Source organism: Pseudomonas sp. Sample_22 (genome assembly GCF_004307635.1).
Lineage (GTDB): Bacteria > Pseudomonadota > Gammaproteobacteria > Pseudomonadales > Pseudomonadaceae > Aquipseudomonas.
In genome coordinates this window covers 33,329-55,694 of the sequence record NZ_RCNY01000081.1, presented here as the reverse complement: position 1 = coordinate 55,694, position 22,366 = coordinate 33,329, and the positions used below count along the sequence as shown (strand labels likewise).

Here is a 22,366-nt window from a genome sequence, read left to right as displayed (position 1 = left end):
ACAAGCCTGCGTGGTTGGCGCATTCTGTGTTTTGCAGCGCCAGTGCGTGCCCTATCTAGCTCCAGCTGGCAGGGGTTGATGCACGCATTATTTGACCAGGCCAGTTGTCGTCGAGGCGCGGAAGACTAGCCACACTCGATGGCGTACTCAGTCACTGCAAAGTCTTCCGTCTGGCGCCGGGAATTGTGCTCACTGTCGGAGAATCGCAGGTGCACGACTGGATTAGGCCTGAGAAGGCACAAAACGACGGCTAAACCATCGGAACTGCGTTAGCTATCTGTGGCAACCTCCCCGTCGGATCTTGGGTCTGGGTAGGCAGTTAGGTAAGACCTATGGCTCACTGGGCGAGAAAACGTTTGGCTCCGAGGAATAGCCGCAAGAGCCGAAGGTCGCCGGCTGTTGATACTTCATGCTTTTGGGCATCTGATCCTGCTGGCGGATTTGACTATGCAACCATAGGAACTTGCCGCGCTACCGAACTGATGGTGTACACTCGGGCGGCTTGATATTCAAGTTCCTTACTTTTCTTACCCGCCTTGTGCGGGTTTTTTTTGAGAAGCACCATGACACCCGTTTTTGATAAAAGCGCGGCTTTAGGGTTCTGATTAATAACCGATTGTTGTCGTTCAAGATTACCTCAGCTTCACGAGTTATCCGACGGTTCACGTTGTGCAGCGAGTACCCATACGTCGCGTGGCACCGCCATCCGCAACGACAGTTGGAAAGCCTGCCGCTGGCAAGCGGTCTGCCGATCAAGTCCGGACGTCTTGAGCAGCGAACCAAATCGGATTTGAACTTCATTACGCACCTAGATAAACGATGACCGCATAATCAAAATCGCAGACAGCAAACAGCGGCATGTTATGACCTAACTGCCTAGACTCACTGTATTGGCATTCCGTACGCCAACGGCAAGTGTTTGGTAGGTGCCCCGCAAAATTTTCCCGACTCGACAATAAGTCAATTAAGAGCATCGTCATCGATACGTAGCAATTCACAATAAGCCCCGCCGGAAGGGACTTATTCACCCTCTTGGACCAATGCAGACCGCCCTGGGCAACCTGGTGGTACCCACTGATTGTTGGAACTCCCCCCTTTCGGAGCTGTGTTGAACCACACCGTCCAGCCTGTATGGGGGATATAAAAATTGAGGGTATTTCCTACAGACGGTAGTCACGCTTATCTTGATCATCGTTGCTTCGTCGAGAGGGGCCTTCGCGTAGCGTGGGTGGTAGGCATCCTTTCAGTCACTTATAACTCGATCAAAGCAATAGGAAAGACATGCCATTCCCTACTTATGACGCGTTTGGTGGTTTTGCAAATTCCGTTCTTCCATTCAGTAAGCGACGAAAAAAACTTCCCGGCCCGGTAGATTTGGATACGTTGAATACCGGCGTTACCCGCATTATTGATGTCTACGCCGCGGATTATGCATCGGTGGTTCGAGATAACCCAGCACCGTTGGCGACTTTAAATGATTCACAAAAAAATACTGAAGTAGCGATTGTCGGCGCGGGTATGGCTGGTCTTTGCGCGCTATACGAACTGACCCGTTGCGGGTTAAAGCCCACAATTTTTGAAGCATCCGGTCGACTAGGCGGAAGATGTTATACCGAGCATTATAGCGGACCTGCAACTGGAGCTGATCCCGCCGAAATGGGAGCGATGCGTTTCCCGGACACTGCAAAACTGATGTGGCATTATTTTAAGAAGACAGTTGAGAAAACTGAGAACCCAAACCCTGTCTTCCAGCCGTTCCCCAATCCTGGCATTGTCGCCACAGCGTTGAACGTTGAGGGCAATACTTCGTGTTGGATTTCTGACCCGTCCTCAGAAGATTTTGGGTTGCCTCCTCGTGTAAACAAGTTAGGTGTCGAGTTTGATGACGTGTTCTTAATGGAAACAACTGTAGAAGTCGCACCACAGGTATATTGGGGGTTACACGAAGCTGCTGCGGCACTCAAAAAAGCAATATTGTCAAGTCATGAGGAAGAGTACCTTTTTTCCTATTGGACAGCAATCATCAACAAATTTGATCACGTCAGCGTCGAAATGTTCGTCCGAACAAAACTTCAAGGTCCGGATGCGCAAGCCAATTGGACTGAGAGCGACGTGAGGTTGTTTAAAGCAGTAGGGTTCGGAACGGGAGGGATGGGGCAGGATTTTCCAACCTCAATGGTGGATTTTATTCGTTATGATCTCTGGGACTATGAAGCGCTTTATCGCTGGGGCCCCGATTATACGTCAACAGGATTTGCTGAATCGTTTTTTAAGTTAAGTCTAGAAGAAGGCTTGCCACGTGAAAACCTGATTAAGAGTGCAGCCTTCGACATTCATCGCTCACTGCTTGAATCTAATAAAATAGGGGTTCGATATGTTGACCCCGATACGAACGAAGTCACTTTAAAACTCTTCGATTATGTCATCATTGCGACAAGTAACCCAGCAATGATGCAACCAATGCTACTTGATAGCGGAGATAGTAGTATTTATCCCGCGTCTCGTGCTCAGCGCCCGTTCGGCTATATAGCCTCAGATTTACAGGCTCCGCTCACGCTCTATACGAAGCAGATTAGAGAATCGATTCGCAATGTTGAATTTTATCCATCGACGAAAATTTGGGCCGCGACTCATGGCGACTATTTAAAAAGTCCAGAATGGCCTAAAGTTGAAGGCGCTGATGGGGTTAAGCACCCTGTAAGATGGATAGTCACAGATCGTCAACTTGGTCAAACCGCTATTTTTCCGAACGAGGACGGATCTAAATGTTCTGTGCTATTAACCTATCAGAATGGCATTGATGCACTGCGCTATCATCCCCTGCCGTTGCCCATTCCTCAACCACCCAGCGTAGTTTCGAAAATCCAGTACGCGCTTGCAACGAACCAATTAACGCTCAGTTATGTTGGGATGTCTTCTAATAATCCCGGAACGACCCCGCTTAATGAGTTTGGCGATATCCTTAATAATAAATTTCTGGAGTCGGGTATTCCTGGGGAAAATACGTTTAAAATTGAATGGCATAATGAGGCGTATTTTCAAGGTGCATTCCGCTTGCTTCTAGCGGGTCAATATAATTACAATGCTGTACTCGCTTTTCAGTATACCGTTGCATCTCCATCTCGTTATATGGAAAACGGTACTGAAGTAATTCCAGAGGCATATCGTAGGGTGTTTCTTGCTGGCGAATCTGCTTTTTTCCTGGATGGGTGGATTGAAGGTCCTTTGTATTCTGGTGTCAACGCGGCTACTGCCGTGCTCCACTCTATTCAAGGTGTGGGTGGTGATCTAAGAACATCAAAGTTTTTGGATCCGACCTACGTATGGAGGTTTCGTAATAACGCTCAAACCAACTCCGTCGATTTTTGGAACGATTCGATGGAATAACAGCTAAAAATTTTGATGCACTCATACGAAACGTATAAAAGGCAGAGATTTACGCAATTTCAGTGCAGAAACTGATCTAAACCCCGCGGAAGCGGGGTTTTTATTGGGTGCGCCATTGCATTGCTCGTTGCGCGCAAGCGCAATCAGTGGGTGTTGTGGCCTCGCTGGTGACTTGGAAGCGAAAGTCCTCTACACACCCCGGCAATGGGATGTGTTAGCCAGAGATAAGTCGTAGTCGGTTTCAGCGAATCTGAAGAATGCCCAAGGCAAAATGCTGGGCTAACGAACAGTAAGCGGATAGAGATGGTGCCGGGAGGTAAAGCTGTCCAAGCTGTCAAAGCCCGATATTTGCAGGGAGCGCTGTGTCGTGGGCCCGACAGGCATAAGCAGGTAGGTCGCGTGATTTACCCTGAGAGATCTGCACGTTTGCCTGTGCTATCGAGCATCGACCATCGCGTGGAAGTCAGTTGACTCGGTAGTCAGTGGCGAGTACCCATCCAAAGAGCCGAACAGGTTATTGATCTGGAGCTGTAATTGCGGGTCATCGCTTCGTGCGCTACGGTGGCGACGCAGCGAGGTATGACGGCCATGATTGTTTAAACCCGATATTTGTATGTAACACTGTGACGGATCCGACCGGCATAAGCAGACGGACGAATTATGGTGGAGGCTTATACGTTTGCCATTGCGCTACCGAACTTCATGAGGCGTCGGGATGAAACTGCATAATTCAGCCGAAACCGTAGCAAGGTCGCTAACCGCGCCACTAAGGGTCGCTTAGATTACGCCGCCAGTGGGCGCCCGCGTCTCGCTGAATACCGAAATGCAGGAAATTTTAGCTCTGCAGCTGTTAATTTAGTCCGGGTCGGTATCCTAGTATGACGACCAACAGTGCGAAGGTACCAGCGGCCAATGTGGCGTGGCGGGCTTCAAACAAATATACGGGCTAGCAAACAATTCGATCTATAAGTAATATGGTTGAATGAAGTTAAAAATGCTAGGAAATGTCGTTTAACTTCCCAATCAAAATTTTTTATATATTTCTCTAGGTTGGCGACTATTTGCAAAATTATATTCATATTTATTTAACGTTTTTTTGACCTTCCGCTGTGCACCTTGTACCAACCACTACATCACCGTACACCCGCTGATTGTCGCCATGCATGAATCGGCGCTCGGCGTAACACCCTTTATACCTTATCAGGAGCGTGTTTTTTATGAGTACCCATACCAACCTAAACAAACTGCCGGAAATAACCTTGGCTTTCTGGGTTATGAAAATCTGTGCTACCACCCTCGGCGAAACCGCCGGCGATCTGTTGTCTATGACCTTAAACGTGGGCTACGCTATGAGTTCGTTGATCCTGATCAGCGTCTTTTGGCTGACGCTTGGCTTGCAACTGTTTTCGAAGAGTTATAATCCAGTGCTGTATTGGATCGTGATTCTCTCCACCAGTACTGCGGGCACGACAATGTCGGATTTTATGGACCGTACTCTCGGCTTAGGCTATGCCTCGGGTTCGCTCATTCTGATCTGCATGCTGATCACGATTTTTGCGGGTTGGCGCCGGAGCGAATTAAAGCTGTCTGTGGACAGCATCTACACCACTAAGGGTGAGTTGTTCTACTGGGCAGCCATTCTTATTTCTAACACTCTGGGTACGGCGCTAGGTGACTATTTGGCAGATGATTCCGGCCTTGGCTTTGCCGGTGGCGCACTGCTGATTGGTTCGGCAATTACCGCAGTGGTGCTAGCCAGGTTTTACACCACTGTCTCTGGCGTGCTGTTGTTCTGGGTGGCGTTTGTCCTCACCCGTCCGTTCGGTGCAACCCTTGGCGACTTATTGACTAAGCCGCATGAAAAAGGTGGTTTGGACTTTGGTACCATCGGTTCCTCCTTGGTACTTGCTGCGGTCTTAGTAGTCCTGGTGGCCGTCGCTGCGAAAGCCCGCCGAGTGGGGCAAGCGTGCGGTTAAAGACCAGTTTGCGTTGACCGTTCTCAACTTAGAGGCTAGCGAAAATTTTGTCTTGGTGAGTGACTAGAGAGCCTGCTACGCGGGCTTTCTACGTCCTGATTTAATTGACGCAACATAAGTCTGCAAGTTGCACGGCGTCCCTCGATGAAGCCGTGCGGCCACGCAACGTGGTGATTGAGTGCGCGTCGAGAGGTTGGGCCGAGGTCAGGCCAGCTGGAAGATCTGACCTTTTCAACAGAATCGGCCAAATGCGGACATAAATGCGTGTCAACTCATGACTCACGGCGGCATCTGTCTGTTGAGAATCACCAACGGCCACGTGTTGGGCGGTGAGCAATGGCTCCAGGCTATCGACCGTGTGGCGTTGGCCAGTCTTCATACCGTTTGATGGGGCGATCGTGATGTCGTCCTCAGGTTCGCTGGTGTTGCGATAGAGGATTGGGCTGCGTTGGATGTTGCATTGGGATGCTCAACGACTGTTCGTTGGTATTTTGCCGCAGAACATCCCCTGAGATATCTCCCGTATATCGCTAGTCATGAAGATCGCTGCCGCGCGTAGTTCCTTGCTTATACTGAGTGCTCCCACTGAAGGGGCGCTAACAATAGGTGAGAGCTGCATGAGATCTGCTTCGAAACGTCCCAATTCGTTGCCTGAGCGAGATGGGATCACTCCAAGTCATCTACGGTTTCCCGTGGTAGGCATCGGCGCTTCCGCTGGTGGGCTCAATGCATTGAAGACTTTTTTCGAGCAGATGCCTGCCAATAGCGGCATGGCATTCGTTGTTGTGCTGCACCTCTCACCCGACCATGAAAGCGTGGCCGACCGCATGCTCCAGGCGTCGACAGACATGCCAGTGCAGCAGGTCAATGATGCGCTCCCCATTCAGCCCAATCATGTGTACGTCATTTCACCAGCCAGCCAGCTATCGATGAACGACGGCTATCTTCGGCTGACGTCTTCTCGGCGGCCATTTGGCATCCATATCGCCATTGATCTGTTCTTCCGCGATCTGGCTGATGTGCACAAGGAATATGCCTTTTGCATCGTGCTTTCTGGGACGGGTAGCGATGGCGCCGTGGGGCTGTCGCGTATCAAAGAACAAGGTGGTGTGACAATCGTACAAACCCCCACTGATGCCGAGTTCGACGGCATGCCCTTGGCGGCTATTGCTACAGGTTTGGTCGATGTGGTGCTGCCTGCGGCAGAAATCCCGCACAAGCTTGTAGAACTGTGGGAGAACTCGCAGTCCATCAAGTTGCCGCCTCCGCACGATATACGACTCCCAGCGGACATTGCGGAACCTGACCGTGCTGAAACCGAGCACGCTCTGCAGGATATCCTGCTGCTGTTGCGAACTCGCAGCCCGTGCGCCCTGCCTGTGAGGACGGCACGAGTACTGATCAGCGAGATCGATGCATCGGGGCGTTGACGCTTGACCGGACTATGGCGGACAGCACGGAAAGACGTGCGGATCTATTCATTCATTTCGCGTTTTATGCGCAGCCAATCCTCATAGGCGGCTCTACGCGTTTCATCGGCCAATGTTTTGGCTTCGGAAAAGCGCTTCCAGACGCTTTCATTTCCAAGTTCGTCCTGAATGATTTTGTAAGCAGCGTCGTCCAACTTATCCGCTTGTCGAAACATGGCCGTATTGGCAGCGATCTGCTCATCCCATTGGCATTCATTAGACAGGTGCTTAACTCTGCTCATTTTGCTGTTCCTCTTCCCAAATTACAGCTGACGTTTTTCGCCAGCAGACCCCAGTCACTCCGTTTTATTCCGCCATGGGTCTTGAGAAGCGTTTAAGCGGTGGGCGACCCGGTTTGGGGATAGGGGCAATGCCGGCATCACAGCTCGCCTATTGCCAGGCGTCGGCATTAGTCATCGTCTGCGCTCGGATCACGAAAGACTTGGGCCGCCCTTGGAGCAAGTACTCGATTACAAAAAACTCCACCTTACTCATGCGTACAATTCCTTGGCTTTGAGTAGGTGATGTTGGGCGACAAAGAAGATTCAAAGAATTGGCTGACCAGTCTTAACGATTCGCTCAACGGCCCCGTCCAATTTATTGCCTATGCAAACTTCCATGCCGCCGGTCACCCGGCGGCGTTATGTCCCGAAACGGTCGATGGTCTGCAATAGTTCCTACACGAGTACGCGAGCGTCGGTTGTGTCGTCGGCCTCAGGTACAGGCGTGTGTGGTTCGCCCGGCGTCAGGATGACTTTCCTGCAATCCTACGCTGGAACGCTGCCGACCTGCGAATTGGTCACGGTCTGCTAGGCAATGAGCAGAATGTCGGATGGTTCGAAATCCTACGCTTCCGCCACTAATTTTCATTAAAGCCCTGATATTTCAGGGCTTTTTTGTATCTGATCGTTTTCAGCCCATACCCTAGCCCATACTTCGGGCGCTGGCTTTCAGTGAGCGTCACTGGATTTTTCTGCCCAACGGTCTCGAACCTCTGGGCGTGCGAGCGCGTTTTTCAAAGCAACCCGCAAGCATCAAGGCTGTAGCGCTTCACTGGGCGAAGGTTATGGGTCGACCAGTGCTACGCTAGATCACCTAGCACTGGTAATTACCTTACTGTCTGTTAGGAGCGCTTGGAAAATTCCGCAATCCAAGCTTGAAGCGCTGTGAGGTCAGCCTCAAAAATTTAAGGTCAACGGCGCTGCTAGGCAGTTCGTCCGACTGGGCATGCTCGAAGACTGAATAACGTGTCATCAAATCATCGATGAATACGCAGTCCTCAATGCTTACCTTGGCGATTTTATGTAGCTTCCCCTGAGTATTGATTGCACGACGGAAGCGGCCTACCACATCCGCAAGCAAAATGAACTCGACGGTTTTCTCCACAATAATCCTGAAATCACTGCAAGCGCTTTTCGCTAGGATTTCGTAGCTATCGACTTCGGCGTTCTCTTGATGCTTCGTCAGGTGCTTAACCGTGTGGTCGATCAGGTATTTCACAGCATTAGCTGGTTTGGCGTCGCGGGCACTTTGGGTCGCCACGATACCGGCGGTTTTGTCCATCCTGCGAAGCGAGATCAGCGTTGGCTTGATAGTAGGAACGTCGGGGATTTTTGACAATTTGTCAGTGACAGAATCCACTAGCGAAACCAGCGAAAGTCTATGGGTGAAAATGATGACCTGCCTCGTATGCGACAACTGCACGAGGCGCTCCACGACTTTCTCTTCGAAATCCTGGTCTAGTGATGAGATCGGATCGTCAAAGATAAAGGGGGCCAGCTGATTAGAACCTGTGGTATCCGCCAAGAACGCGGCGAGTGCAGCTATTCGAGTCTCGCCCTCACTTAGAATGTACTCTGGACCATGCGCACCGTGAGCCCCCACCAGATTCAAACCGAAAGTGATTTTTCCCTTGCCCCCGGATTTGCTTTGCGGTGAAACGGGGATGCGGTGGCCGCCCAAAAGCTTAAGTTCTTTAACAAACCGAGCCTGATAGCCAGCATCCAGTTCGGTTTTGGCAAGCTCATTTTTCTTCGTGGTGAGCGAGTTGGTCGCAGCCGAGCGTGATGCTTTGTCTAGAGAGGCAACTGCTGTGAGGCGGGTTTTCTCGGTGACAATCGAGGATTTGTTCTGATGAAGCCATTGCTTCGCCTGAAGCGTGAGGACGCGCTGATGCATGGCCTGGCGGTGCTCATCTTTCTGAAGTGCAGCGAGGCTTGCCTCTTCAGTAGCCAGGGTCGCGGACTTCGTTTTCACAGCCTCATTGATCTTCGACCAGTCAAAAAGGTGCTGACCATCGAGGGGTACACCCTTGGCAATTTGCTCGATCCGCGTCCTCAGTAAGCTGAACCAAGATTCAGCTTCCGCCTTTTCGAAGCCCAAGGTGGATATTTGCACGAGCCAATCAGCCTGGGAGGGAAGGGCGGGGACACGACGCCTGCGTTCGTTTAAAGCTGTTTCGGCTGTCTTTGCCGCGGTCTCTAGGCCGTCGGTGACAAATTTTTCAAATCCGGCCAGTCGTGCCTTCGCTGCATCGTCTAGAGCTTGATGGCAAAGAACGCATCGTGAGTCATCTGACACGTTCGGGAATGCGGACTCAGGATACGCCGCGGCAGCGGAATAAGCGCGAGCGTGCTCCCACATCTGCTGCCACGTTGCCGAGCCGACACCCTCCAGTTCTGCTTTCCCGAATATAGCGGCCGCAGCCTCTTCACTTGCTTTACGTGACTTCACGGCTTTTTCATTCAGGCCGACTAGCTCAAGCGCGGCAGCATCATTTGAACCTAATTGCAGCGTGGACATCGATGTTTCGATGCTCTTCAGAGCTGTTTTCTCTTTGCCAATCGCCTGGATTCGACCAGAAATATTTTTCTCGGCAAGGAGTGCTTCCTTCTCGATCCTTTCACGGGCAAGCTCCTCGGTATATGAGCATTCTTTATCAATGCTTGACGACGGGGTCGTGCTTTTGAGGGCCTGCAACCATTTCGCTTCGGCCGTGACCGAAAGGGCACTTGGCAGGGTTGGGAGGGCCCCTTTGAGTTTTTCTCTTTCTCTGGTCAGCTCTGCGTTGACTGCATCGGCAGTGGCGATGAGCGCCGACACAAATTTCATGCGACTCGGTTCATAGCAAGCTTCAGTTCGCCCCATGTATTGTTGTGCGGCCTTGCTGTCGAACACCTGCGCTTGACGCAACGCTTTGTGGGGGCCGCTTGGAATGTCCCACTGGACGTCAACGGATTTCCCGTCAATTGATACTTTGAATTGAGCACGGCAATCCGTAGGGTTGGGATCGAAGACGTTGCCCCGTATTTCATCCTTGGATCGTGAGCCGCAAATCTGCTTTAGCAGCCGGGCAAAGCCGCTTTTACCAGTGCCATTCTGGCCGTAGATGACAGTCAGGTTCGAGCTACCAAACGGGAGATTGGCCCCGGCTTTGATGGCGTTGAGACCATGCACCTCCAGGATTTCATCAATCCTCACTGGCGGTCGGGTTGCGGCCTGGGAAAGTGTGCCAGGCACTACGCTTAGAAAACCTGGGTCAGGCTGGCCCTTAGCTTCCAGCTGGCAGAGTCTTGACAGCTCCTTAATTTTCCCTTCATTCAGCTGGCGCTTCGTGTCGATCATCATACGCGCAGCAGTCTGCAGCCACTTCGGACGACCATTTAGCCAAGACTCAAAATCGTCCATCACTACCGGTTCTTGCTCAAGCGTCGACATGCTTCCTATCCCACGGCTAAATCTGTGAGATTAGGCGTAAGGTGGCTTTTGGCCAGTATTTGGCTGCTGGTTTGGCGACTAAAATGTAACTTGGAAAGACTCGCGTTCAGAAATAGCTTCCTAGGGACGCTTTCGCCGTTTGCACCCGCCATATGTTAATGTGCCATCATCAGACTATTTCAAGGAAAGATCTTATGGGATGGAAAGGCACGCTCAGGTCAATGCAGGCTTCAGCATGTCGTGCGGAGCGCAATTCACATCGCCGGCAGCGCGAATTGGAGCGCCAACACAAAGAGTACGCGCGCATGGAGGCCCTTGAGCAGGCAGCCTATGAGGTGGAGGTTTACGAGAACCACGTCGAGGTCTTGCTTTCGGTGCACAAAGATTGCGGTGATGTCATTAACTGGAAGTCCCTGCTGAACAGTGTTGAGCCTAGGGAGCCATCTCTGGACGTTACCGCTGAAGCAGCAGCATCTGATGCACTAGCAACCTATGCGCCTAATTTTTTGGCCCGCCTACTCAGACTCGAAGCCCGACAGCGCAGAGCCCTGAGTCGCAAAGTGGAAGAGGGGAAAGCTGAAGATCTGCGGCGTTTTCAAACGGCACATTCCGATTGGCGCCAGGCTCATGCCAACTGGGCTGATGAACGGGAGCTGGCGCACCGCATTATTAACGGTGACAAACAAGCCAAACTGGATGCGATCGAAGCGTTCGAGCCATTCACCGAAATCGCTCATCTGGGCTCGGGTATTGAGTTGATTGTCCATGAGTCCGGCTTAGTGGAGGCCCGGCTGGCTATTCATGGCACGCACGTTATCCCGAGCGAGATTAAGTCACTCCTGAAAAGCGGAAAGCTGTCCACTAAGGCCATGCCGATCGGCCGTTTCAATGAGCTGCATCAAGACTACGTATGTAGCTGCGCGCTGCGTGTAGGTCGAGAGCTGCTGGCGATCCTGCCTGATGATTTGGTGATGGTGACGGCACTCGATAACGTGCTCAACAGCTCCACAGGCCATTTGGAAGAGCTACCGATCTTGAGCGTAGCTTTCTCCCGAAACACGCTGGATTCGCTCAACCTTGATGCCATTGATCCGTCTGAAGCAATGAAGAACTTTGTTCACAGCATGGCCTTCAAGAAGACCCAGGGTTTCTCAGCCGTCGTTGCACTGGATGCCAGGAGTTTCAATCTGCAACGCGCTTGAATGCAAGCCCGGTGCAGCTAATGTCACAGCTAGCTGCGTCGGTACCCTCAGGAGGCCTTACCTCGTTCACCCATTGCCTGGATCGGCATCTCGTAAAATGCACGGGAGACCAAAGGCTCATTACTACTCCTGCTAGAAGCGCTATCATCCCGCCACCAGCTCAAGTGGGGGCCCTCTTGATCGGGCATTCGCCTGCACCCCCTGAGCATCTGAGACAAGGAAGGTTGCGCATGGACGAGCTCGTTCAACACGTCACCCCACAAGAAGAACCAAAGCCGAAAGAGTTCAAGATCCTCGCTACCTTGGTATCAAAGCTCAACCTTGCAGACTTCCAGAATGCGATTCCGGTTATCCATGAGCTACGCCTCTCGAACGAAACGAGTGAGCGTTACCTCAACGCTACGCTGACGCTGACCTCTTCACCGGAAGTGTTCAAACCGAAAACCTGGCGTATCGAAGAGGTAGCGCCCGAGTCGTTTCGATCCATTCCTGGCCTAGACCTCATTCTGGATGGGCCTCTGCTGAGTAGGCTCACAGAAGCCGAAATGTCTACGTTCTCCTTCACATTGGAGGCGGATTGCAACGAGGCGGAAAACGGTCGCAAAGTGATTGCTCAGCTCGAGCAGGTCGTTGAGCTACTGCCCCGCAATCAGTGGGGTGGGTTAAGGCATATCCCAGATATGACAGCTGCGTTTGTTCAACCGAACGATCCGGCTGTGGAGCGGCTGCTTAAGCAGGCTGCTGAATTGATGCGCTTGAGTGAAAAGTCGCCCGCTTTGGATGGTTACAGCGGTGGGCCCAAGCGGGCTTGGCAACTGGCGTCAGCCGCATGGGGCGCAGTTGCACGCATGAAACTGGATTACTCCTTGCCGCCGGCCAGTTTTGAGCAATCCGGTCAGAAAGTGCGTAGCCCGAGCCAGATCGCAGATTCCGGCCTGGCCACTTGCATGGATCTGACCCTCTTCCTATGTGCAGCATTGGAGCAGATCGGCCTTAACCCGGTAATCGTTTTTACTCGCGGTCATGCTTTCGCGGGGGTTTGGCTGAAACCAGAAGAGTTCACCACCACCTTAATCGACGACGTTTCGACTGTGAGGAAGAGGGTGAAGCTCAAAGAGCTTGCTCTGTTTGAGACTACGTTGCTCACTCAACCATCGATCCCTCCCTTCGCCTATGCAGTTGAACGTGGAGCCAAGCAGATCGATGAGGAGGCTGAGTCCGAATTTGAAATGCTGCTTGATGTACGGCGTGCCCGCCTGCAGCGCATCAAACCGTTGGCCAGCTCCGAAGCGCAGATTGCCCGAGTCGTTACGACTGATTTGGACGATGGGCCAGGCCTTCTCATTGAAGATGGCGATGATATCCCCGATGAGATCGTCAACGTTGAAGTCGAAGACATTGCCAAGCTTAGCCCCAAAGACAGGCTAGAACGTTGGCAGCGAAAACTGCTTGATCTCTCGTTGCGTAACAATTTGCTCAACTTCAAGTACGGGAAGAAGGCGCTCAAGCTTGAGGCCCCGGATCCTGGCGCTCTCGAAGACATTCTTGCCAGCGGACAGTCGCTGAAGCTTCTGACGCGGCCTGACCTCATGGATGGAGCTGATCCACGTGAGAAAGAGCTGTATGAACAGCGTGAGCGTGAGGATGTTCGCCGGCGTCATGCAGAGGACGCCCTGAAGCGTCGAGAGGTGTTTGTAGCTCTCACCAGCCGTGAGATGGACGTGCGCTTGACCGAGCTCTATCGCGGCGCTCGTACAGCACTGCAAGAGGGTGGCGCCAACACGCTGTTCTTGGCTGTCGGTTTCCTGAAGTGGACGCGAGAAGATAAGGCCGGTCAAAAGTACACTGCGCCCCTGGTGCTGATACCAGTCAGCCTTGAGCGTAAGAGTGCGCGTTCTGGTTTTTCGATCGTGCTCCATGACGATGAGCCTTGCTTCAACCCTACGCTGATCGAGATGCTTCGACAGGACTTCGAACTGGGCCTGGGGTCGCTCGAGACCGAGCTACCTCGTGATGACTCGGGGTTGGACATCGTCGGCATCTGGAGGCGAGTAGGTCACGCTATCAAGGACATTCCTGGATGGGAGCTGTCCGAAGATGTGACCTTGGCCATGTTCTCTTTTGCCAAGTACCTTATGTGGAAGGACTTGTCAGAGAACGCCCATCACCTACGGCAGAATTCTGTCGTTCAGCACCTTCTTGATACACCTCGGGACTCGTTTGCATCGGGTACACCATTCCCGGATGCAAAATTCCTGGATCGTGATTACGGCCCTGCAGATGTGTTCTGCCCACTGCCATCTGATTCGTCCCAGCTTGCCGCGGTCATGGCTGCATCCAAAGGAAAGGACTTTGTGCTGATCGGGCCACCTGGTACCGGTAAAAGCCAGACGATTTCAAACATGATTGCTCAGTCGATCGCTCAGGGTCGGCGTGTGCTGTTTGTCTCCGAGAAGATTGCCGCTTTGGACGTCGTCTATAGGCGTCTTCGTGAAATCGGCCTCGGAGAGTTCTGCCTCGAGCTACATTCCAGTAAAGCCCGCAAGGCTGATGTATTGGCTCAGCTGCAGTCAGCCTGGGAAGCTAAAGGGGAGGTGGATGTGGATGCGTGGGAGGTCGAGGCTCAGCGGCTGGCCTCTATTCGCGACAGCTTGAACATCTATGTAGAGCGTCTCCATAACCGATACCGGAACGGTTACTCCGTATACGATGCGATCGGTACCGTTACCTCCGGTACTGACGAGCCAATAGCGAGCTTGAATTGGCTGTCGCCTGAAACTCATGACCAGAAAGCAATGCTGGACATTCGTGAGCTCGGCGACCGTCTTGAGGTTAACGCTCAAGAGGTGGGTTACGAAAATCTCGGCGGCCACGCTCTTTCCGGGATCGGTCAAACAGAGTGGTCTCCGCATTGGAGGCAAGAGTTTGTTCAAGCAGCTCGTGATGTGCTGCCTTCGGTTCTAGAGGCACAAAAAGCGATTCATCGCTTCATCGAATTGGCAGGGCTGCCGACAGTTCCCCACACACCTTCGCCTCTTGAAGGTCTGTCGACTCTTTCTTCGGTGCTGCCCACCGCAGCTGGTCATGACTGGCGCTTCGCTTTGTTGCCGAACGCTCGATCAATTGCACAGCGCTTAACGGATGGCTGTAACTGGATTGAGGAGCACCGGGATCTTACTTCCAAGCTGTCTGCTATCTGGCCTGCCAGAGTCGCGGGTGATGCCAGGCGTGCGATGGATTTGCTGAGTCAGCGCAGGTCGACTATGGGCTCCCTGGGTGCTGCTTGGGCTCCAGCCGTAGTGGAAACGCTTCAAGATGCGCTTTCAAAATTCTCAACAATCAAAGAGCTCTCTGATCAGCTCTCCGTAAGCTATAGCGAGTCGGTAGAAGGGCTCGAGGTCGAAAACCTGCACCAAGACTGGCTAAAGGCTGACGATGCCATCTGGCCTAAATCCTGGTTAGGCAAACGACGCGTTACGGCCTCACTTGCTGCTGTGCAGGCCGCTCCTGGAGAAGCGGACGTAGCGAAGGATCTTTCGACTTGGATCGAAATCCGTGCCGTCAGAAAGTCGATTGACGAACTCCAACCGGGAGCCCAGTGCGCCGATGTTTGGAGTGGGGCAAAGACCAACCCTGGCCACCTATCGCGTGCCATTGCCTTCCAGATCGCTTTGTCTAATCAGTTGAGCAATTCCGGGTGGCACGACGAGGGGTTCGAAGCCATCGAGCAAGGGCAGCTTGGCGAAGCGCTGAAGGCTCAACTATCCCGCATGCGCGCTATTGTTCGCCTCGACGGTGAGTTGGCGGAGTTCACAGAGCTTGCGAGTCAGACTGCGGAGCTTTGGAAGGGCCTCGCTACTGAGACCGAAATACTTACGGCAGGGTTGCAGTTCCAGTCTGAGCGACGCGAGATTGAAGAGCGTGGGCGTCTAACCGATGACCATCCTCTTGTGGAGGAGGGACGTTGCGGGAACGTTTTGAAGAATGACGTTGTTCTGCTCAAGAAGCGGGGCATCCTGGAGCGAGATTTGGCAGACCTTTCTGACCTGCGAGAGGTTGTTCCACTTTGGAATGATTTGAAGACAAAGGTGGACGACGCACGTCAGGCTGTGCTGTTCCAGGGCCAGATTGCGGTAGCTTTGGCCAAGCTAGCCGAGAGCCCGGAGCAAATTGCAGGGTTCAAAGGGCCACTCAATGCGTTGCTTGGCGACGGGAATGCTTTGCTCGAGCCTGAAGGCTCCATCATTCAGTCGGGGATTTCCCTTCGTGACAAGCTGAAGAATGTGGAGGCGCGGTCGGCTCACTTGACGGCCGTTGGCCAATTCACCGAGATAACGGTAGCAGCGAACTCAGAGCTTTCGCTCGAAGAGCTCAAGCAGAACTGTGAGCTGATGGTGGCTTCCGAGCCTCGCCTGAGAGCCTGGTGCGCCTGGCGCAAAGTCCGCGATGAGGCGTATGCAGTTGGCTTAGCTCCGATCGTGGAAGCTATGGAGAGCGGCGCCATCACCGCGGGCAAGGTGCGTCGTGTGCTTGAAGTGAACTACGCTCGCTGGTGGCTTAACGCGACCGTCGACAACGAGGCCGTCATCCGCACCTTTGTCAGCGCTGAGCACGAACAACGCATTCGCGATTTCCGAGCGTTGGATGATAAGTTCATCGCCTTAACTCGTGACTGGCTGCGCGCGCGTCTGTGCTCTGAGCTGCCTAGCCAGGAGAGCGTAACGCGTTCATCGGAGTGGGGGTTGTTGCGCCATGAGATGAACAAGAAGACTAGGCACATGCCACTGCGCGAGTTGATGAGCCAAGCGCCAGGTGCACTAACCAAGCTCACACCGTGTCTGCTTATGAGCCCGCTGTCGATCGCCCAGTATCTGCCATCTGATACGACACCGTTCGACTTGGTCATCTTCGATGAGGCATCCCAGATTCCTGTGTGGGATGCGATTGGGGCGATGGCTCGCGGTCGCCAAGTCGTGATGGTGGGTGACCCGAAACAGCTGCCGCCGACATCGTTCTTCGGGCGTGCTGAGTCTTCATCGGAAGACGAAGACACTGAGGCAGATCTGGAAAGCATCCTGGACGAATGCATCAGTGCAAACCTCCCGACTCGCAACCTTAACTGGCACTACCGTAGCCGTCACGAGAGCCTCATCGCATTCTCGAACCAGCGCTACTACAAGTCGGAGTTGGTTACATTCCCGTCGCCATTTACAACCGACAAAGCAGTCAAGCTGCATCCCGTTGCCGGTATCTATGACCGAGGCGGTTCGCGCACAAACCGCATCGAGGCACAGGCGCTGGTAACCCACCTTGTCGCTCGGTTGAAATCGCCAGCCTTCCGCGAGTCTGGCCACACCGTAGGTGTTGTGACCTTCAACGGCGAGCAGCAAAAGTTAATTGAGGATCTGCTCGACGAAGCCTGCCGTAAGGATCCGTCCCTGGATAGCTACTTCTCTGAGTCGCTGCTTGAGCCGGTGTTCGTGAAGAACCTCGAGAGCGTACAAGGCGATGAGCGAGACATCATTTACTTCTCGATCACCTTCGGTAAGGACGCAGCCGGGCACACCTCGATGAGCTTTGGCCCGATGAACGAGAAAGGTGGAGAACGTCGACTCAACGTAGCCATCACTCGAGCACGTCAGGAGCTTGTCGTGTTCTCGACCACTCGCCCCGAACACATGGATCTGTCTCGTACCAAGAATGAAGGTGTACGCGATCTGAAGCACTTCCTGGAGTTTGCTGAGCGAGGGCCGCAGGCCCTGGTTGAAGCTGATCGAGGAAGCGTTGGTGGCTTCGATAGCCCATTCGAGAAAGCAGTTGCGGCTGAGCTTTCCAAGAAAGGCTGGCAGGTCGTTACCCAGATCGGCGTGTCGTCATTCCGCATTGACCTCGGCATCGTGCACCCTGATTCGCCAGGTCGATTCCTTGCCGGCGTTGAGTGCGACGGTGCTACCTACCATCGCAGCGCGACCGCTCGTGATCGAGATAAGCTTCGAGAATTCGTTCTGCGTGGGCTGGGTTGGGAGATCGTGAGGATCTGGTCGACGGACTGGTGGATTGACGCTGCGGGCACTGCAGAGAAGGTTCATCATAAACTCATGGCTTTGCTGGAGTCATCGCGTGCCAAGCAGGCTGCAATCGATGCTGCCGAGGAAGCAGAGCGACTCAAAACCGACGCTGCCGTTGCCGAGGTGATTGAGGTGGTGGAGCAAGTGAGCCAAGTGATCACGGGCGAGGAGGGTATTCCTGTGGCCAATGACCCGACTGGCGCCTTCCAGGAGCTCAAATACGCGAAGGTGGCCACCGTTGAGGCCGCTGCTGAATACGTAGCCTATGTACCGGCAGACTACCCAGTCTATCGTGAGACAGATCCTACTCAGGCCGTGGATGGCGTGAGCCCTGACCATTTCTTCAATGCCGCCTACACGCCGATTCTGCAGAGCATGATCGCCCACGTTGTAAACGAAGAAGGCCCCGTACTCGACAGCGTGCTGTCCCGACGCATCGCCCGGGCACACGGATGGGTTCGTACAGGAGCGCGTATTCGTGATCGCGTTGATCAGATCGCGCGTGCTCACTTCAGGTCTCATGAGGAAGAGCAACTGGGGACCTTCTTCTGGCCAACCAACCTCGATTCAGCTATTCCGCCGTCCTGGTGACGATGACTCCGTGCGCAGCCTGGCGGAAATCTGCCTGCAGGAGTTGTCTGCGCTTGTGGGTGAGATGGAAGCAAAGGGGCATGCGGCTGAGGCCTTGATCCACGCCGTCGCCAAGGAGGCGGGTGTTATGAAGCTCGCACATGCTGGCCGCTCGCGAATCGAGAAGGCCATTCGTCATCACAGGAATGATTAGATTAAGGTGCCCATGGTTTGATTGTTCAAGCCATGGGCTACTTAAGGGAATTGCGTTGGAGGTTTACCTGACTAATGTAAGAAACGGATTGTCCGCCGGTGACTCTTGGGATATCGCTGCCTTACCGCGCAGGAGGTAGCCATTGAGTGAGCTCGTTTTGCGAGGACCTTTAACCTTGCAGGTCCAAATGTTCTGGCCATTAGGCTTTTTAAGATGGACATCCAGTTTCTCAAATTGATGTTGTAGAACACGCCAGGAATCGCTCTTAGGGGACGCTTCGGCCGAGTCTGGATGCTCAGCTACGTAGCGTTGGAAAATGCCCGGCGTTACTAGGAAAAATGTGCCGTCCACGGTATGGACCATGGCCTTGCTGTCGTTGACCACTAAGCGATGACTGTGAACTCCTTCGCGCAGCCACTCGATGAAGGCTAATCCCACGTCGTCTTGACACGGCGAAGCGGAAGACCGCAGGCTTTCCGCAGTTGGTCGAGCTTGGAGTTCGGCCGGCTCCTGCAGCATGTCCATCAGATCGTCGAGATAGGCGAAGTCCTCAGTTAGCGCCACAGCGGTGTGCTGTTGTTCTGCAGCTGCGATCTTTGGCCGAGCTATGGCTGACTCCCTCGCTTCATCGGTCGGCAGGGACGGTGCCACGGTCAACTCAATAGTGCCACTGAAAACTTCGGGTCGGAGTTCATCGGCCCAGACCAGGCTCGGCTGCAGGCAGAGGAAGGTGAAGCGATGCTGCCAGTCACCGTCCGTGACAGTGGCGTTCCAAACAGCTTTGCTTTCCGGTGTCGCTTCCACCAATCCATGTGACTGCAGCTCATCGAACAAGGCGATGTTGGAGGTGGGGATACCGTCCACAGCCTGGGCCAGTAGATGTGCGCGCAGTTTGTCGGTCGTGGTCTTGCTGACCAGCCATAGGTGGTCTTCAGTTAGCCAGCCGGCTGCGCCGGGCTGGTTGAGCTTGAACTCGTTCTTGACCAGATGGCGCAGTCCCGTGAGCAAGTGGTGCTGCAGGGAGTGCTTGGGCGCCTGCAAGGCCTTCGCGGGATTAGCACCGATGTTCTGTGCGGTGGACACCCGGTCAGCTTGCAGCACCAGTTCCCCGAGAATCCCTGCGTGCTCGTAGTGGTCGGCGAGCAGGAACAGCAATTGACTCCATAATTCGGAATAATCGCTTAGCCAGTCGAGCAGGGCGGGCGATAGGATCTGCGTATAGAGCAACCCCGCCGCGGCACCGTGCAGCTTGTATTCGCGGCCTGGGTGGTAGCGGAAACGGTAGGGCTGGCACAGCGGTCCGTGCCAGGGGTGCCAGCGCGCTGCGTTCTGGTACTCCACCTGCAAATCGACGGCGATTTTGCCGATGTCATGGAGCAGGGCACCGTAGGCAATCGCGGCGCTCCAGGCATCGGCTTGTGCCGCGTGGTCTTCTGGCGCCGCACCGCTGGGGAGGAGGTAGGATTGGCGTAGCTTCAAGCAGCAGGCCACGAGTTCCAACCCGTGATCGAGCATGCCCCCGGGATAGGCGTGATGATGGCTTTCGCTCGCCGGGAGTTGCTGTACGAAGCTGGCGTAGCGGCGGATGGGCTCTAGGTAGAGCCGATCAAACTGCGCTTCGGAGAGGGCCGTGTACTGCCAGATGCGTTCGAGCAGCTTTCTCCGGTGGTCGGCGGCGAGTAGCGATTCGGCCGACCGGGGAAGCATGAAGCCCTCGACGAAGGGAGTGGGAGTGAGTTCTGCCGCCTCACCTTTTCGAAATCTAAACCACGAGCGTTTCATCGCATGACCTGCTGTTCGTTCGGGAGGTCCTTTTGCCTTTTCGGATAAGCCTCTTACCCTTGCGCCCCCTTCCATTGCCGCCGTTACCCTTTACCGCCTTGGCCTTTTTTACGGGAGTGATAATTCGAAGCCAGGTCCATCGGAATCGGTGGCCGATCGGAATAGCGACCCCTTTGTCCAGGGCGTAGACTGGCCGGCATCATTGCTAGAGTAGGGGCGCGGATGACGTTAAGTGATGCAGTGTTGATCGTGTTACTGGCCGATCGGATTCATGGCACGGATACGGCCATCCGATCTGCAGCCAAGCGCTGTGCGAAAAAGCTGCCCCGCAGCCAGCGCGATATCGTGTTCAAGATTGGAAACAGCGCAAATCCGCGGCAACTTGTGGCGCACCTTTGTCAGCACTTGTCTGATTGAGTGACCAAGCGAGGTCGTTTTAACCGAAACCTTGCAAGAGCGCGTGCGCTTTAAGTAAACCTTCGGCTAAAACCGCAGTCTCAGTTATTATCCCTGCACTTGTCCCACGCTTAGGAAAATTATTCATGTCCAAACTTGCCGAGTTCAAAGCACTGGAAGCGCAATTGGCCGCGCAGCTGCAACAGCTGGATGCCATGAAAAACGACTCTGGTTTGAAGCAGGAAATCGAGTTTGAGCAGAAACTCAAAGCGTTGCTGGAAGAGTACAGCATGGGCCTGCGCCAGGTGATCAGCATTCTGGATCCGTCCAAGGGTCTGAGCGTACCGACCGCGAGTGCGTCCAGCAGCAGCCAGCGTAAGCCGCGCGAGGTGAAACGCTACAAGCATCCGCAGAGCGGTGAGGTTGTGGAAACCAAGGGCGGCAACCACAAGATCCTCAAACAGTGGAAGCAGGAGCACGGCTCGGACACCGTTGAGAGCTGGGTGCAGTAATCGCTGACTTATTGACAGCGGTACAAGTCACGCAGCAGACAAAATAAAGGCCCCGGATAGGGGCCTTTTTGCTGGGTGAGAGCAATCATGCGGTGAGTCGAGCGGACGTATCCGTGGCTTGATCAGACTGCAAGGCCAACAGGTACTCAGAGGCTTCCCGGGCCTGACCACTGGCGCGGAAAATGGCTCGTTTGTCTTCCTTGAGTATCTTCAACCAGGACGCCAGGTATTCCTCGTGACGCAACTCGCCCGTGGTACCGGTGAGTGCGCAGAGAAACGCGGCGCCCATTTCTGCGACCAGTTCCTCGAAGGCATACGCCGTGGAGCCGAATGCATGCCCGCCGGTGATACCTTCACGGTTCAGACGCGACCGGTGGCCCGACCAGTGTGTCAGCTCATGCAGAGCCGTTGCGTAGTAGCTGCCGACGTCTTCGAACTGCGCCTTCGTAGGTAGTTGGATCAGATCCCGAATCGGCTGATAGCACGCATCATCGCTGTAGCGATGCTCGATGCGCGCACCGCTGGCGACCAGCAGTTGCTCTGCTGGTTCATGATCGATGAAGGTCGCGGGGTCAGTGTGCTCGGTGGAGGCTGGCTCCTCGTCAGGCAAGCCTTCGGTCTGCTCAATGTTGAACAGGCAGTGTGTGCGCAGAATCGCGAACTGCACCAATTTGATGTTGCCCTGCTCATCGCGAACGACTTGGCCGTCCTCGTCATGCGCCTCCTTGCTCATCGGTTTGTACAGCACCGCGAGGGTGGATTGCTCGCCCTTGCGCACATGGCCGCCAGCCTTGCGTGCTTGATTGAAGGTCAGCCAGCGATCCTTGGTGAACCCTCGCAGGCGGGCCTCGGCCCACAAGAGTGGAACGTTGATGCCGGCGTAAGGCCGCCGGGTAATGGCGTTGATGGGGAATGGGGAGTCAGCGCTCGAACCTGCGGTAGTCCAGGGTTTGATCCAAGGGATCACGCCTTGGCTCAGGGCACTGACGATCTTGTTGGTGACGTCCAGGTAGATATCGGACATGGCGTTCTCCGGTTGTGAAGGGGGAACACCTCCCCACCGGGAAGGGTTC

The 22,366-nt window shown here is 54.0% G+C and carries 10 protein-coding genes and 2 pseudogenes; 7 read left to right on the top strand and 5 right to left on the bottom strand.

All coding sequences use genetic code 11. The annotated features are described in order from the left end of the window. The first annotated feature begins 1,281 nt into the window (after positions 1-1,281). From D8U73_RS20195 to D8U73_RS20185, 3 genes and pseudogenes are all read left to right on the top strand, one after another. The gene (locus tag D8U73_RS20195) at positions 1,282-3,387 is read left to right on the top strand and encodes an FAD-dependent oxidoreductase (protein ID WP_130905575.1); all 2,106 of its coding nucleotides are present in this window, start codon (positions 1,282-1,284) and stop codon (positions 3,385-3,387) included. Positions 3,388-4,604: 1,217 nt separating this feature from the next. After that, positions 4,605-5,363, top strand: a complete 759-nt coding sequence (locus D8U73_RS20190) for a hypothetical protein (RefSeq protein WP_130905574.1) — start codon at positions 4,605-4,607, stop codon at positions 5,361-5,363. A gap of 617 nt (positions 5,364-5,980) precedes the next feature. Further along, a pseudogene (locus tag D8U73_RS20185) lies at positions 5,981-6,637 on the top strand (chemotaxis protein CheB); the annotation flags it as partial. Positions 6,638-6,837: 200 nt separating this feature from the next. On the opposite strand, the gene D8U73_RS20180 reads toward D8U73_RS20185, so the two are convergent. The 3 genes and pseudogenes from D8U73_RS20180 to D8U73_RS20170 form a co-directional block, all read right to left on the bottom strand. After that, a complete protein-coding gene (locus tag D8U73_RS20180) occupies positions 6,838-7,074 on the bottom strand; it encodes a hypothetical protein (RefSeq protein WP_130905572.1) in 237 nt (78 codons plus the stop codon). Between the two features lie 64 nt (positions 7,075-7,138). Further along, positions 7,139-7,327, bottom strand: a pseudogene (locus D8U73_RS29575) (DUF6555 family protein). Between the two features lie 618 nt (positions 7,328-7,945). After that, positions 7,946-10,549, bottom strand: a complete 2,604-nt coding sequence (locus D8U73_RS20170) for a hypothetical protein (RefSeq protein WP_347239003.1) — start codon at positions 10,547-10,549, stop codon at positions 7,946-7,948. Positions 10,550-10,743: 194 nt separating this feature from the next. Here D8U73_RS20170 and D8U73_RS20165 point away from each other — a divergent pair, with 194 nt between their 5' ends. Both D8U73_RS20165 and D8U73_RS20160 read left to right on the top strand, forming a co-directional pair. After that, entirely contained in the window at positions 10,744-11,751 is a 1,008-nt protein-coding gene (locus tag D8U73_RS20165; protein ID WP_130905571.1) for a hypothetical protein, read from the top strand. A 230-nt stretch (positions 11,752-11,981) separates the two neighbouring features. Continuing rightward, a complete protein-coding gene (locus D8U73_RS20160) occupies positions 11,982-18,410 on the top strand; it encodes a DUF3320 domain-containing protein (protein WP_347238264.1) in 6,429 nt (2,142 codons plus the stop codon). A 256-nt stretch (positions 18,411-18,666) separates the two neighbouring features. Here the strand turns inward: D8U73_RS20160 and mobH are convergent, their stop codons facing one another. Next, on the bottom strand, positions 18,667-20,385 hold the full coding sequence (mobH, locus tag D8U73_RS20155; protein ID WP_130905570.1) for a MobH family relaxase: 1,719 nt from the start codon (positions 20,383-20,385) through the stop codon (positions 18,667-18,669). A 222-nt stretch (positions 20,386-20,607) separates the two neighbouring features. Here mobH and D8U73_RS20150 point away from each other — a divergent pair, with 222 nt between their 5' ends. Further along, on the top strand, positions 20,608-20,802 hold the full coding sequence (locus D8U73_RS20150; RefSeq protein WP_130905569.1) for a hypothetical protein: 195 nt from the start codon (positions 20,608-20,610) through the stop codon (positions 20,800-20,802). A 125-nt stretch (positions 20,803-20,927) separates the two neighbouring features. Beyond that, positions 20,928-21,293 (top strand): histone-like nucleoid-structuring protein, MvaT/MvaU family, encoded by a 366-nt coding sequence (locus tag D8U73_RS20145; protein WP_130905568.1) that lies wholly within the window; start codon positions 20,928-20,930, stop codon positions 21,291-21,293. 85 nt (positions 21,294-21,378) lie between these two features. On the opposite strand, the gene D8U73_RS20140 is transcribed toward D8U73_RS20145, so the two are convergent. Beyond that, a complete protein-coding gene (locus D8U73_RS20140; RefSeq protein ID WP_130905567.1) occupies positions 21,379-22,317 on the bottom strand; it encodes a zincin-like metallopeptidase domain-containing protein in 939 nt (312 codons plus the stop codon). Positions 22,318-22,366 lie beyond the last annotated feature (49 nt).

Coding starts and splice junctions, on each gene's coding strand:
- D8U73_RS20195 (WP_130905575.1), top strand. CDS start 1,282: ATGCCATTCCCTACTTATGACGCGTTTGGTGGTTTTGCAAATTCCGTT.
- D8U73_RS20165 (WP_130905571.1), top strand. CDS start 10,744: ATGGGATGGAAAGGCACGCTCAGGTCAATGCAGGCTTCAGCATGTCGT.
- D8U73_RS20170 (WP_347239003.1), bottom strand. CDS start 10,549: ATGTCGACGCTTGAGCAAGAACCGGTAGTGATGGACGATTTTGAGTCT.
- D8U73_RS20140 (WP_130905567.1), bottom strand. CDS start 22,317: ATGTCCGATATCTACCTGGACGTCACCAACAAGATCGTCAGTGCCCTG.
- D8U73_RS20150 (WP_130905569.1), top strand. CDS start 20,608: ATGACGTTAAGTGATGCAGTGTTGATCGTGTTACTGGCCGATCGGATT.
- mobH (WP_130905570.1), bottom strand. CDS start 20,385: ATGAAACGCTCGTGGTTTAGATTTCGAAAAGGTGAGGCGGCAGAACTC.
- D8U73_RS20145 (WP_130905568.1), top strand. CDS start 20,928: ATGTCCAAACTTGCCGAGTTCAAAGCACTGGAAGCGCAATTGGCCGCG.
- D8U73_RS20180 (WP_130905572.1), bottom strand. CDS start 7,074: ATGAGCAGAGTTAAGCACCTGTCTAATGAATGCCAATGGGATGAGCAG.
- D8U73_RS20160 (WP_347238264.1), top strand. CDS start 11,982: ATGGACGAGCTCGTTCAACACGTCACCCCACAAGAAGAACCAAAGCCG.
- D8U73_RS20190 (WP_130905574.1), top strand. CDS start 4,605: ATGAGTACCCATACCAACCTAAACAAACTGCCGGAAATAACCTTGGCT.